General features: G+C 44.8%; 8 protein-coding genes. 4 read left to right on the top strand and 4 right to left on the bottom strand.

Annotated elements, in window-relative coordinates:
• Nucleotides 1–124: 124 nt before the first annotated feature.
• The 4 genes from DB520_RS02805 to DB520_RS02790 all read left to right on the top strand — a co-directional run bounded on the left by DB520_RS02805 (nucleotide 125) and on the right by DB520_RS02790 (nucleotide 7,344).
• Nucleotides 125–1,714 carry a hypothetical protein gene (locus DB520_RS02805; protein WP_114748119.1) on the top strand — a complete coding sequence of 530 codons (1,590 nt, stop codon included), beginning with the start codon at nucleotides 125–127 and terminating at the stop codon, nucleotides 1,712–1,714.
• The gene (locus DB520_RS02800; protein WP_114748118.1) at nucleotides 1,707–3,233 is read left to right on the top strand and encodes a neutral/alkaline non-lysosomal ceramidase N-terminal domain-containing protein; all 1,527 of its coding nucleotides are present in this window, start codon (nucleotides 1,707–1,709) and stop codon (nucleotides 3,231–3,233) included. Before DB520_RS02805 ends, DB520_RS02800 begins: the two co-directional genes overlap by 8 nt.
• A gap of 31 nt (nucleotides 3,234–3,264) precedes the next feature.
• On the top strand, nucleotides 3,265–6,264 hold the full coding sequence (locus DB520_RS02795) for a PVC-type heme-binding CxxCH protein (protein ID WP_198675221.1): 3,000 nt from the start codon (nucleotides 3,265–3,267) through the stop codon (nucleotides 6,262–6,264).
• A gap of 282 nt (nucleotides 6,265–6,546) precedes the next feature.
• Nucleotides 6,547–7,344 carry an alpha/beta hydrolase gene (locus DB520_RS02790; RefSeq protein ID WP_114748116.1) on the top strand — a complete coding sequence of 266 codons (798 nt, stop codon included), beginning with the start codon at nucleotides 6,547–6,549 and terminating at the stop codon, nucleotides 7,342–7,344.
• Between the two features lie 55 nt (nucleotides 7,345–7,399).
• On the opposite strand, the gene DB520_RS02785 is transcribed toward DB520_RS02790, so the two are convergent.
• The 4 genes from DB520_RS02785 to DB520_RS02770 all read right to left on the bottom strand — a co-directional run bounded on the left by DB520_RS02785 (nucleotide 7,400) and on the right by DB520_RS02770 (nucleotide 13,883).
• Nucleotides 7,400–9,484, bottom strand: coding sequence for a glycoside hydrolase family 3 protein (locus DB520_RS02785; protein WP_232834806.1), 2,085 nt, complete (start codon nucleotides 9,482–9,484; stop codon nucleotides 7,400–7,402).
• Nucleotides 9,485–9,637: 153 nt separating this feature from the next.
• Complete coding sequence (locus tag DB520_RS02780; protein ID WP_114748115.1) at nucleotides 9,638–10,723, bottom strand: helix-turn-helix domain-containing protein; 1,086 nt, start codon at nucleotides 10,721–10,723, stop codon at nucleotides 9,638–9,640.
• Between the two features lie 464 nt (nucleotides 10,724–11,187).
• Nucleotides 11,188–11,898 carry a hypothetical protein gene (locus DB520_RS02775; protein ID WP_114748114.1) on the bottom strand — a complete coding sequence of 237 codons (711 nt, stop codon included), beginning with the start codon at nucleotides 11,896–11,898 and terminating at the stop codon, nucleotides 11,188–11,190.
• Nucleotides 11,899–11,915: 17 nt separating this feature from the next.
• Nucleotides 11,916–13,883, bottom strand: a complete 1,968-nt coding sequence (locus DB520_RS02770; RefSeq protein WP_114748113.1) for a CASTOR/POLLUX-related putative ion channel — start codon at nucleotides 13,881–13,883, stop codon at nucleotides 11,916–11,918.
• Between the last annotated feature and the right edge of the window lie 756 nt (nucleotides 13,884–14,639).

Genomic DNA, 14,639 nt, shown 5'->3' with positions numbered 1-14,639 from the left:
ATAGTAGGGGAAAAGGTCAATTTAACCTATTTTTATTAAGTTTTCAAGATCAAAGCCCTAAAAAACTTCTTTGTATTTAGCGGATTTCCAGTTATTTTTAAAATTCTCAACATTGAATTCTTGAATGAATAACCCATTAATTACCACCGTTCTAAGCTGTTTTTTATATTCATCCTTTGCTTTCGGGCAATCTGCCCCTCTGGCCATAGGTTGGGCCAATGTGGACATCACCCCCGATAAACCTGTGCTGCTGGCAGGGCAGTTTTACGCAAGGGTGTCGGAGGGTGTCATGGACCCCATCACTGCCACAGCCCTGGCCATAAGCACCCGCAATGATGGCGGTGCCGAAGAAAACATCATCATGATCAGTGTGGATGTGGTAGGCATCAGTGATGGCATGCGTGACGGTGCCAATCTCAGGGACGCCACCAGGAAACTGGTCATAGAAGCCCTGCCCGAGCTTTCCCCAGAAAAGATCATCATCAACGCCACCCATACCCATGCAGCCCCTTTGGTGGCCTCCCTAAAGCCCATAGAAGAGATTTACGGGTTTCCCATGGAGCAGCTCTCCCCCGATAAGGAGGTGATGCCCCCGGCGGATTATTTGGAGGAACTGTCGGAAACCTTGGCCAAGGCAGCTATAGAGGCTTGGCAAAACAAGAAACCTTCCGGCATTAGCTTTGGCCTTAGCCATGCCGTGGTGGGCAGAAATAGGCTTCAAGCCAAGAATGAAGGTAACTCAACCATGTATGGAAATACCAATGACCCCAATTTTTCACATATTGAGGGGTATGAAGACCATGCCTTGAATTTGATCTTTACCTGGAACAAGGAGGAGGAGCTTAAAGGGATACTGATCAACATTCCTGCCCCTTCGCAGGTAAGTGAGCACTCCTTTGAGCTATCCGCAGATTTCTGGCATGAAACACGTATTAGAATAAAAAAGGAATTTGGGGAGCAAGTGCATCTGTTTCCACAGGTAAGTGCAGCCGGAGACCTATCCCCACATGTGATGATTGATGGAAAGGCAGAGGAAAGAATGCAGCGGTTAATGGGCTGGGAGGAACTGGGCACCGGCAGAAACAGCATGGCCCAGCGGCACCAAATCGCCAATAGAATCACCGAAGGAATAGCCTCCATTTTCCCGGTGATGCAAAAAAATATTGATTTCGCACCAGTGGTTCTTCACCAGGCGAAGGTGCTGGAGTTACCAAGAAGACTACTTGGGGAGGAGGATGTAAAGACTGCCCAACAAGAAGCCAAAGAATGGGGAGAAAAATACCAAGCAGTTAAAGATCTACTCATAGATGATCCCGAGATGATTCATAACCCAAGATGGTACAGGGATGCCACCACTAGCTTTTCCAGGATGAGAAGGGGAACAGTAGTGGAGGAAAGGTATGAGCTGGAAAAAACCAACCCCACCCTTCCGGTGGAAATTCACGCATTACGCATAGGGGAAATCGCCATGGTGACCAACCCTTTTGAGCTTTATCTGGACTATGGGATGCGCATGAAGGCCAGGAGTCCCGCTGTTCAAACTTTTGTGGCACAGCTTACAGGGGCTGGATCTTATCTGCCTACACGAAGATCCATTGCCGGGGGTGCCTATGGGGCTGTTCCTGCCAGTACTTTGATCGGCCCGGAAGGAGGGGATATGTTGGTGGAGGAGTCACTTAACCTCATTCATACACTTTTTGATAAAAATGAATAGAACTACTATGCCTCTGCAATCAGTCAAACTTTCAATTAAACTAATTTTCTGGCTTTTCCTGTTCGGAAGCACATTGAATCATTCACTTGCGGAGCCTCCCGTCCTAGGGAAGCTATATGTAGGGAAGGCAAGTGCCGATATCACCCCTGAGTTACCTGTTGCCTTGATGGGGCAATTCTATCTGCGAATAGCTGAGCAGGTGGATACGCCCCTATTGGCGAATGTACTGGCCATTTCTACACTTGAACAGGAGAAGGAAATATCCTCGGTAATTTTTGTGGCCTGTGACCTGATCTTTGTGCCAGATATCCTTAGGGAGGAACTAGTGACCGCACTAAAAGGTGCAGCACCGGAAATTGACTCAAACCGTGTCATTCTAACCGCAACACACACCCATACAGCACCAGTGCTGGAAGATGACCCCGAGCGCTCCTCCTTTATTTATCCCATTCCAAAAGAAGAGGTGGTTCCGGTAAAGGCGTACAGGGAGCTTTTCGTCCGACAGGTGGTTCCAGCCATCAAGGAAGCCTATGCCAATATGCAACCCGCCAAGGTTTCATGGGCCACTCAGAGAACCGCCATTGGTCATAACCGCCGGGTAAGCTATGCCGATGGTACCACCCAAATGTATGGAAATGCAGCCAAGGATAATTTCAGAGAGTTGGAAGGCTACGAAGACCATGACCTCCAAAGCCTATTTTTCTGGAACGCAAAGGGTGAGCTGATTGCTATTTGTGCATTGGTGGCCTGTCCCGCACAGGTATTGGAACACCTTTCCAGTGTAAACGCCGATTATTGGCACCATGTCCGGGAAAAGGCGAAGGCCAAATTCGGAGAGCAAGTGCTTGTGCTAGGATGGATAGGCGCATCCGGAGATCTCTCTCCCAGACCTATTTACCGGAAAAAAGCCTCTGAGCGTATGCTTAAGCTATCGGGTTACACCTTAGAGGAGGCAATCGCGGAGAAGGTGGTTTCCACCTTATCTACTTCTCTAGAAACTGTAAAAAAGGACACCTATGAATCACTTGCACTTGCCCATAGCCTTGTTCCCCTTTCATTGACAAAAAGAAAAATCAAGGAGGATGAGTACTTGGAGGCAAAGACCAATGTAGAAAATTTGGAGAAAGAGATGAGCGAAAAACCGGAAACAACAGCAAATCTCTACGCCAGAAAAACCTGGAATGCTTCTGTGGTGGAAAGGTATAAGGAGCAGCAAGCTGGTTCCCAAAATGGGTTTGAAAGCTTTATGCATATAGTGAGATTAGGTGATATTGCCATCTGCACCAATCAGTTTGAGTTGTTTACCGATTATGGCATTCAAATTCAGGCCAGGAGCCCTGCTTTACAAACATTTGTGATTCAGGTTGCCGGATCGGGCTCCTATCTTCCCACTATTACAGCAATTGATCGGGGAGGGTACAGTGCCGTGATCCAAAGCAGCGTGGTAGGTGCCGAGGGCGGACAGGAATTGGTAAATGAAACAGTAAACCGCATCAATGCATTTTGGGATGGAGAGTAGCAAGAGAGTAAGTGGAAGAAATTCATTGAAAATGGCTTTCCTATACCCCGCTATCTTCTGTTTTCTGCTTTTCGCCTGTTCGGAAGGAAAAGAGGATCGAGAAAGAATGAATCCCTTGAGTCCGGAAGAGGCATTGGAAAGTTTCGAATTGGAACCTGGATTTGAAATACAGCTCTTGGTTAGCGAACCCCTCATCATGGATCCGGTGGATATGGAGATTGATGAGTTTGGGCGGCTATATGTGGTAGAGATGCCTGGCTACCCTTTGGACAAATCGGCTACTGGAAGGATAAAAATCATACACGATACCAATGGAGACGGGGAGTTTGACAACAGCACCTTGTTTGCAGACAACCTAATGTTTCCAAATGGCATCATGCGATGGAAAAATGGGGTGATCGTGACCGATGCGCCTAATGTCCTCTATCTGGAAGACAGTAATGGGGATGGCATTGCCGATGTCAGGGACACGCTATTGACAGGGTTTTCCCTTTCCAACCCACACGTAAATGTGAACAACCCGGTTTATGGTCTAGATAACTGGATCTACCTGGCGCATATGGGGCATATTGGCACACGTAAATACGAGGAAGAATTCGGGGATAGAGGGGATGAAATTCGGTTTCATGGTATAGAAGGTAGCCCAACACTCCCCAAAAACGCCAATGGCCTTTCGGTGAGGTTTCAACTTGATCCTGTGGCAATGGAAATGAATGCCGGCAGGACACAATTTGGGCATACTTTTGATGCTTGGGGCAGGTACCTGCTCACCCACAACCAAAATCATATCTACCAGGAGGTAATGAAGGCGAATTATGTAAAAAGAAACCCGGATTTTTTGTTGACCCAGGCCTCGGCTTCTATTTCTGACCATGGTAATGAAACCGCCATATTTCAACGAACCACCACGCCGGACAGACAGCTTTTCACCACCCCAGGACTTACCACTTCCTCCAGTGGGATTACCGCTTACCTAGGGGGGATTTTCCCTGCTCCATTTGACTCCCTGGCGGTTTTCGTTACTGAATCCGCGGCCAATCTAGTGCATGTGGACTTGCTAAAGGAGGATGGCGCCAGCTATAAGGCCAGCAGACACAACCCGGAAAGGGAATTTTTGGCCTCCAAGGACTCCTGGAGCAGACCGGTGAATATGTATGTTGGCCCCGATGGAGCCTTGTACGTTTTGGACTACTACAGGCGCATCATAGAACATCCCGAATGGATGGCCGATGAGGCCATTGAGGCGGGTGGCTTATATGACGGGGTGGATAAGGGCAGGATTTATCGCATCGTACCCAAAGGGACCGTTGACCCCGAATGGGTAAAGGGGTTAGACTTGGGACAGCAGACCCCAGCACAGTGGGTGCAACACCTTACCAGCCCCAACCATTGGTGGCGGCAACATGCGCAGCGACTTCTGGTGTCTGGCCAACATGAAGAAATTGCTGCTCAGCTTATTGAAATGGCCAATAATTCCCAAAGTGCCTATGGAAGACTGCATGCGCTTTGGACGCTGGATGGCCTGGGGTTAATCCAGGAGGAAATCTTAGAAGCTGCTTTGGATGATCCTCTGCCGGAAATACGTGAAAATGCCCTATTGCTCGCTGAAAAGTATGCAGATGGTTTTCCCAAGATCGTGGATAAATTACTTCTTATGAAGGATGATCCCCATCCCAGGGTTCGCTTTCAGCTTTTGTGTACGCTTGGGGAATGGGAAATAAATCGAGCTGCTCAGGCCAGGGACCATATCTTGTTTATGGATCTGGAAGATGATTGGGTGCAGGCCGCAGCCCTTTCCGCGTCCGCATCTCCTACTTATGAAACGCTTGAAAGGGTCTTGGAGAGATTTAAGAGGGAAGAGGATGCCCTGGGCCGGTTTACACAAAAACTTGTGGCCATGATGGTGGCCAGGGAAGCGCCCGAAAATCGGGAAAGATGGCTGGCTATGGTACGGGTGAATCCCCAAAAAAGCCCCGCGTGGAAAAGGGATCTCATTATTGGAGTAGCGGGTGGCTTAAGGAGAAACGAAGCCTTGGGACAGTACTTTTCCGGTCATTTTGAGGAACTCTTTGGGTCATTTTTTGAGATCCAACAGCCTGCAATCCAATTGGCGATGGTACATTTACTGGAGCAAATACCTCTAAAGGAATTCCCGGCAACCTATACCCAAGATTACCTGGACCGTGCACTTGACCCTTCCCTTCCGGAAAGAGAACGGGTGATGGCTTTAAGGTTATTGGCCCTAGGAAATATGGATCCTCATGTAGATGCCATTAAGGTACTGGTGGATAGCAGAACCCCCCTTCCCCTACAGATTGCCGCCTTACAGGCATTGGGAAAAAGTAGCGGGACTCAGGTACCTGAATTTTTACTGGGACAATGGGAAAACCTAACCCAGGAAACAAGGGAAGTGGCTATTGGCTTGTTTTTAGAAAACAACGCTTCCATGGAAATTCTGATTAACGCCTTAGAAAACCGACAAATCGCACCTGAACTGATCGCATGGAAAAGGAAAGTACAGTTGATGAACAGCACGGATGAGCAGCTACGGAAGAGGGCAAGAGAGATTCTGACCATGGAAAACCCCCATGAGCAACTGGAAGAATTTGAAGGTGCCTTAGCCCTAAAGGGGGATAGCCAATCCGGTAAAAACCTGTATATGACTCATTGTGCGTCCTGCCATCAAGTAAATGGTGGCCTAGGGCTGAGTTTTGGGCCAGACTTGGGAACTGTTCATCACTGGTTGCCAAAGGACTTAATGGCTAATATAGTTGTGCCTGATTTATCCATAGCACCGGGCTTTGATCTATGGGAGCTTAGCCTAATCGATGGCAGAAAGTTACAGGGCATGATATTGGCCGAAACTTCAACAGCCATAAGCTTAAGGGTATCCCCAGGCTTGGAGCAGGAAATTATGAGGCAGGAGATTGAGGGTATCAAAGCCCTGAACAGCTCACTGATGCCACCCTTGGGGGATGAGTTTTCTAAACAAGAAATGGCGGACCTACTGGCTTTCCTTAAAAAATTATGAAATCGAGCCTGTCCTGACGGCAGTCAGGGCATGACGCAAGCGACACACGGGGGGATGCCCCGTAGCTATCCGGGGCGTTGCGAGATTCCTCCCGATAGCCATCGGGATGACCATTTAAAAAAAAATATAAACACATGAAATCGAGCCTGTCCTGATGGCAGTCAGGGCATGACGCAAGCGACACTCGGGGGGATGCCCCGATAGCTATCCGGGGCGTTGCGAGATTCCCCCGTAACAAGTTCGGGGCAGGCTATATGACCTTGAAAAGACAAATATAAACACATGAAAAACGGCCTACTTGAATTCCTGCTTTACCTGGTGCCCCTTTACATGCTAGTTTGTTTAATCCTATTTTTCATTCAGGAAAAGCTGATCTTTTTCCCTGAGAAATTACCCCACAATTATTTGTTCTCCTTTGATGGAAAATTTGAAGAGATCTACCTTCCTATTGATAAAGGGCAACTACATGCCATACTCTTCAAAACGAAACAAGAGAAAAAGGGGGTAATAATGTATTTACATGGGAATGCCGGATCCTTGAGGTCCTGGGGCCAGGCAGCGGCCACCTATAATGATTTGGGGTACGATGTGTTGATGCCGGATTACAGAGGGTATGGCAAAAGTGACGGCCGCATCCGCAATGAGAAGCAGCTTTTCAGGGACATGCAATTATGTCTGGATCACCTTACAAACAACTACGAGCGTATAGTCATTCTGGGTTACTCCATTGGCACGGGACCAGCTAGTTATCTTGCCGCCAACAATCCTGTGGAGTTACTTATCCTGCAGGCCCCGTTTATAAGTCTTCAGGATTTAAGGCGCAGGTATTTCCCCATTTTCCCGGGATTCCTCCTTCGGTATGACATGGACAATAAGTCCTGGCTACAGGAGGCTGATGTGCCCATCATCATTTTTCACGGGGAAGCAGATACAGTGATTCCCTTCGACTCCTCCCTCAAATTAAAAGAAAGCCTGGAAAGGGTAAAGAAATTTATCCCCCTTCCCGGCCAGGGACACAACGGGATGACCTTTCACCCAATTTATAAAAAGAACATCAAGAGAATTCTAAATGGTGATTAGTTACATTTTTGATTTTATGTCCCTGAAATTGAAGTATGAGAGGATAATTCGAGTTTTAATAGCTTAACCCTTCCTTATAATTGAATAAGGCATATCCATCTTCTTCCAGGTAACCCGGTACGTCTTCCAAATTATTTTCCACTGCCTGGTCGGAAACGGGCGTCGAAAATGGCATCTTTCCTTGAGGGTTGAATTTCCCTGTTAGTACATCCAGCAAGGCTTCGGGGGTAGTTCCAAAAGTGGCGAGAACACCTTGAATATTCCCCTTGTTTTCCTCATTATAAATTTCATCGATGACCCATGGGTTTGAATAGTCAATAACGAGGATCGTAGGTAGATCAGTTGCGACTTCATTAACTTGCCCCACATCTATGGCAGTTTTTGACAACGAAATGGATATAGGGGCCCCATTTGAATTGAATAGGGATTGGCTGGGGATTATCCACTGAACCGCGATATCGGCTTCAGAAGGGGAGGCCACAAACTCCAGGTCGTAGTTGGCATCGTTCTCCATCAATACTTTTTGTTCTCCTTCCTGATCCCCTCTGCCCGGAGCTTTAAAAGTTTTGAAATAGATTTTTGTTTTGGGTTGTATGGGAAGGGAACTGTTTTCATTGCATAGCAAAACAATCGACTTTCTCAGCGCCAGGTCCGCTTTTTCCTTGAAGCCATCGCTGCCTACAGTTCGATCTGCCGCATCTGCATCCACATAGGGGTTTTCAAATAATCCCAGATCAAATTTTTCTTTTAACAAAAGCAGCACTGAATGGTCAATTAGGTCCATATCCACCATACCGTTTTTGACAACCTCAATAAGGTCTGAAGGATCAGAAACCCCGGAAATAATATTTGATCCAGCCTCAAGCGCCTTTTTATACCTTTCGTGCAAGGTAAGGTCTTCCACGCCCCATACCATACGTGTAAGTGGCCCTGTATCGGTATTGATTATCCCCTTAAAACCCAGTTGCCCTCTCAACAAATCGGTAAGTACATCTTTATTAAAAGCATAACCCACCTCTTCATATTCTGTACCTACCGGCATGGAATAATAGGGCATGATGGCAGAAGCACCGGCATCAATAGCCGCACGGAAAGGCAATAAGTTATCATTAAACCTTCCGCCGGGAAAAACCTGTTCCTTTCCCCAATCAAAATGGGAATCCTGGCCTCCTTTACCAGACCCTCCTCCAGGAAAATGTTTCATCGTAAGGGCTATGGATTCCGGTCCCAACTTATCACCCTGGAAACCAAGAACTACCTCCTTTATTATTTCCGCCACCCATTCAGGATCCTCCCCAAAGGTGCCGTTTACCCTTGACCATCTTGGCTCTGTTGCCAAATCGGCCATATACATATATCCTTTTCTGATGCCTGCTGCACGCCATTCCTGACGGGAGTAATCTGCAAATTCTCTTATTAAAGTAAGATCTCGTGTAGCAGACAACCCTAGCTCCCCTGGCCAAGCAGTAAAAACAGTAGCGTCAAGTGCAGTACCCTCCGACGCATTGGAGGTGATGTGATTTCGCGGATTGGATGTAATGATGGCCGGAATACCAAGGTTTTCGCTTTCACAAAGCTCTTGAAGTTTGTTGTTCCACTCGGCCACTACCCTGGCACTTTCGTTAGCCCTGAGGATAAAATGCCGGTTGTGAAATTCCTTTACCCGTTGGTTGGTACTTGTTGCGGCATTCATCCCTCCAATAAAGTTTGGTCTGTTCGCTTGGGCAGTGGTATCCTCGGCTACTTGACCTTCATCCAGGTCACTGGGGGTAAATTGTCCATCGGATGCTTGGGCTTTTTTGCTGCCTAGCATACTGAGTGAATTTATCATCATAAAGCCTGCTTTTTCTTCAAGAGACATTTTGGAAAGCAGGTCCTGACTTCTTTCTTCGGAAGATAGGCGCCAGTCTTCATAATTGTCGAGCCGGCCATTTTTATTCAGGTCTTTAAATTGTAGACCATCCACATCTATAATTTCAACATTTCTGATGCCCAACTCTGGCTGTTCATGCCGGTTTTTTTCATTGCATGCCAACGTTATCATTAAAAGCAGAATGATGCCAACCGGTGCCTTCAGCATAGCCGTTTTAAAGGAAGTAGTTTTAGTTTGCTTTTGAATTAAGGAGAGTAACAGTTTCATACTTTAGTTTAAGAATATCTGGTTAATTGGATTGGCTCAACTTACATGGTGTATTTGGTACCTTTATTTAAGCTTGACCACTTGCATTACCCAAACTTACAGGAAACCTTTCGCTTAGAAGTCCCATTTGATAAGTTGGCACCCCTTAATACCTCAAATGGTACCTTTATACTCACTTGGGGTGAGTCCCGTTTCTTCTTTGAATATTCGGTTAAAAGCTGTCTTTGAATTAAAACCGCATTCATAAGCAATCCCTAATACCGAAAAATGGTTAAAAGCAGGATCTACAAGCTTCTTTTTCACTTCCTGAATTCTATATTCGTTAACCAGCTTATAAAAATTTTTGTTTTGGCCTGTATTGATCACTCTTGACAGCTTATGTTTTGAAATGGCAAGGTCAACAGCCATCATTTGAAGACTATACTCAGGATTGAGGTAGGGCTTTTTATTTTTTAGGTAACTCACTATGATTTCATTCAATGCATTCACTTCGTCGGCCTGAATGGCTGATCGGGTTGGTTTTTTTTCGGCATCGTTATCTTTCTCCTTAACGGTGGTTGGTAGATCAATAACCGATTGGTTTATTCCGAAAAATATCATGATAAAAACAAATGCCGTGAGGTTTAAAGGGAGCAGGGAAATTCCCCTAAAATCGATATCCCAAACAATTTTTATAAAATAAAGTAAAAAATCAACCATAAAGAGCACCATAAAAAGTGTCAGGACTAAAATAAGCCAGGAAAGGGAGTTGTTCCTTGTGTAATTTGAAAAATGTAATGGAATCAATTTCCGGTGTTTTAAAATCAAATCAAGGCTCCACACCCAGTAAAAAAGGAGTGTAAGAATTAAGATAAAATAATAGACCTTATTATATACATATTGTGGATTTTCAGCCGGGCTCACTATGGGAACCACATTGATGGTAGACCGGTGGATAGATATAGCCAAAAAAGGCAGGAGGTGAAAAAGCTGTCGGTAGGTAACCTTGAAGTTTTCAAGTGTCAATGAACTTACATAAAAATAAAGTAACGGCCCGAACAAAAACAATAAGGGGAAAATACCTGGCTTAAAGTAATCCACAACCTCAAAAGGTAGTAGAAATGAGCCTAAAAAAATAGCAATGACAGCAAACCATACAGCTAAAAAAGAAAAACTCCTATGCGTCGGACGTTTGGTCATAAAAATCACCATTCCGAAAAGAGCTTGGACAACTCCGATGATTACAATAGTTTCAGACACCTTACTATGATCTTGCTTGAACCTTACCCCAAAATACTGAGAGGTAGTATTTATACAGCTTCATTTCCCTGGAATCGGTTCTGGCATGGCTACAAACTTAACGATGCGTGACATTAATTGGAAAACTACATGGCCAAAGGAAGCCTATTTTTCTATGATCATTCCAAAATTAACCATGGTATTCAAAATAAAAAACCAAGGCTATACATTCTCCACAATTTATCTGAAGTAGATTGTTTGAAAAAACAAATGCCTGGATAAGTGAAAAAAAGGAAATGGTCGCTTTTTATTATAATTTCAAACCTTTACAATAGGTTTTTTTTGGCTTAGGGAAAAGGAGCGTTGTTTCGAATTCATACCCTCAAACAACCCTTGCCAATTCAATTTGATCAGGAAAACTAATTGTTTTGACGTTCAGCCATAAATTCAAAAGGGGATTTCCCCGAACTCATAGCCAAGGTCTCTTAATTTAAATTTAACCCCAAGGTGAACCCGATCCATGGTTTAGATTCATAAATCCAAATGCTCCTGTTTTGATCCAGCAAATTGTCAAAGCCTAGAGATATGCCAATAGTAACCGAGTTCAGGGCGAATATTCCGGCAACCCCTTTGGTCCATACAATGCCGTCATATTCCTGCTCCGTTTGATCATTTGTTGTGGTAGGGCTGACCAGCGTACTTCCTATGCCCGTCAACCCCCCAAAAGAAAAACCGAAATGCTTGACCACCCTCTCTTGTATACCCGAAGGATTTTGTTCATATTCAATGGTAAAGCGGTCAGTTCTGAGCCCAAAATAGGCGGAAGCATTTATCTCTGTATTCAGTTGGGCCGGCACGCCACTTGTCATAGGACGGAATTTTAAGGGAATGGTCAAAAAATCAATATCAAAGCTGTTCCTTCTCAGCAATACAATATCCTTGTGACCCCTTAGGGAAATTTCCTTATAAACCCCTACCAAATTGCTGGTGTCTGCCTTTTTATTTTCATTTGGTTTGGTGGGAAAAATCATGATGACTTCCTCATCTTTTTTCACATAGACCCTTTCATTTCTTTTTTTGTTCTTAATGGTATAAAAATCATCCGTTAATGCTGTCCTCGATGTAGTCTTAAATGTACCACACCCGCATAATAGCACTAAAAAGAACAGGAAGAAAACATTCAAATAGTTAAGCATGGGACCAAATTTAAAGTTTAATATACCGTCGTAAGCACCACCAAGCGAACGCCCTGTTTTATTTCAAGGTTTTTAAATCGGCCGGGATTTAAAATAAGGTCCTCATCCTTTCTGGGATCTCCGTTGACCTTAAATATACCTAGGGCTGTTTCCCCAAATTCCGCCGCTTGGTTTTCGAGTTCATGAAAAGATATAGCCCCAGGTGAAATCTCATATTCCTCTGGATCCCTGAAAATTATTTCTGCTCCCCCGGCAGTAAATAGCTCCTTGTAAATGCTATTGACTTCTCTTTGCAAGGCGATTCCTGCCAGCAAATTACTAAGCACCAAGGGGCTTATAATCACCTCACTGTTGTATTTTCTTAGAAGGGATTCATTATTGGGGTCTGCAAGTTCCAGTAAGATATGGGGCTTATTTCGGGCATTTTCGAGCATTTCCTCCAATAACACATAGCCTACGATTGTCCTCGCATCGGCTTCTTCCTTCTCCATTATAAAGTCACTGCTGACGAGTAAAATATTGTCAAATGCCGAGGGATTAATTTTTTTCAATTCCGATTCCCGAACATAATCCGATTCCACAAGTTCCCATTTCACCCTATCCGTGAGGTTCTCCAACCTTTCCAACTCTCTTTGTCTTTCCACTTTCGGGTACATGGCCACTATAGTGATGTGGTATTGCTCTTCTTCGTAGCTGCAAAGCTCCCTGATCAAGGCTGGTATGTGATGGTTCCATCCTAGAATTAGGATTTTAATGATCCCTTCCTGCTCCTCCACCTTTAATTGGGGTTTGAGATTGATTACCGGCGTATTTTTTCGGTGGTCGATGCCTTCAAATTGAATATCATTGGAATTTCTGGCAAGCAAGACGAGATGATCCCCGGGTTCCAACAAGAAATCCTGAGGAACATTCAATAAGGGCCTCCGCTCATTTTTCTCCATCCGCACCACTCCCAATAAAATGGCCTTGGGAAAAGCGGTCTTTAATTGATGGAATGTTTTGCCCTCAGCTTCGGGAAACTCACGAGAAAAAATATTATGGCTGACACTGCGGGATAAAAACACATTATATACAGCGGATAACCCTTGATGTCGGATATTCTGGGCAAGTAAGCGGCTTATGATGGTGTTACTTCCAATTACTTCCAAGGGGCCGGAGTATGCGCGATATGCTGCTTTGACCTTATTCTCATCCTGGATCTCAGCGACAATATAGGGAAAACGCTGTTTTTTTGAAGCGTTGAGGACTTCTGCATTGAGTGAAAGTAGGGTTTTGATGGTTTGCACATCGGGGGTAATGAATTCATTTTCAAAGCTTGAGGAACTCGGAATAATTATAACGGCAGCGTTCAAGCTGTCCACCCTTCTCAAGTCCTCACGGTCTATGGGTATGCCTGAACGCAGGATGATTTCATCTGCTCTTTTCCCTATCAGGGGGGCATCCCGTAATTCCTGCATGTGCCTAGGGGTCACATCTTCAGACAGGATAATGATATTGAGTCTTTTAGCGCCATAGAACTTCAGGAGCCTTCGTAAACGGCCCACAGAACTGAAAATCTCCCCTGCGGTATGGATGGTCTTATTGGTCCAGCCCAGGATGATTACATGGTTATTTGCCGTAACCGGCGTCAAACCTTGTTCAAGGATCCTTATTTTCCGGTTTAGCCAGGCGGTGATGATTGCCACCAAGGAGCCCAAAAATACTACATAGCCCAGGACCGTTAGAATGGTAGAGACAAAACGCCTCCAAACCCCTTCATCATCCCCTAGGTAACCTGGATCAGACAACCTTAAAAATGCCCACCAGATGGCTTCATTTAAAGATTTGGTAGGCTCCCCTGAGGGTAAGACTAAAACGCCACCTATAAGCGATATCAGACCGATAAGTGCTGCAACAAACAACAGTTGATAATGGGCACCTTTTATAAACTGCCGTTCCAAAAAAAACTTAAGACGCTGTTTAAGCCTGATTTTATATTTGTTCATTCTAATCCTTTTAATTTTCCGCTTTCACCACACTCAACGTTACCAATAACTGCCCAACATGTCTTTGATAATGTTCGGTGGCATGAAAGAAGAGGCCCAAAACAGTGGAGCAGTTTTTTTTTATCCGACCGTCCCTGGTGGTTTAAGGTTTTCTTCCGGTGTCTTTTTAAAATTTCCAAATAAGCAGTCCCCTCCTTTGTCGATTGGGTCAGTGCTGGGGCCACTGGTTGCAGCAGGATCGGGATCTCCGGAACCGAATCACTAAGCCAGGTTTCCATACCAGTATTCGTTTGCATAAGTCCATTTAGTTGAGGTTCAATTCAGGATACAATCCATATCAGTTAAGTGTCAGAAAAGGTGTAAGTGCTGAATTTAACAGAATTTGTCCAAAAAAGCTGGATTACACCGCTTGATTAGGCATTACAAATTGCCGATTGCACTGGTACCGTCAAGCATATTCCGTACCTAAAGGCAGTGCGTTGCCCTAGATTTTATGCTTTTTCTACCCATAAATGGTTCCTAATAGCGTCCCGATATTATTTTCAATTTAAGTCCTGTAAAAGACTACTATTGGGTGAACTTATAACAAGGAATTCCCTCTAGGCTGTTTTGTTAAACCCTAGCTTATAAAAAAAAAGGATCAATGAGGAATGGTACCTAAATGAGTTCCCGAATCATACCAGAAAATTTATCGAGAAAATGGGGATCCAGATCGTATAACACGTAAATTTTATTCAAGTTAGGGATTAATATTCC

This window comes from Pleomorphovibrio marinus (genome assembly GCF_003347495.1).
In the GTDB taxonomy this organism is placed as follows: domain Bacteria; phylum Bacteroidota; class Bacteroidia; order Cytophagales; family Cyclobacteriaceae; genus Pleomorphovibrio; species Pleomorphovibrio marinus.
Note: the sequence above shows the minus strand (reverse complement) of the source record. Positions and strands in the feature narration are given on the sequence as shown.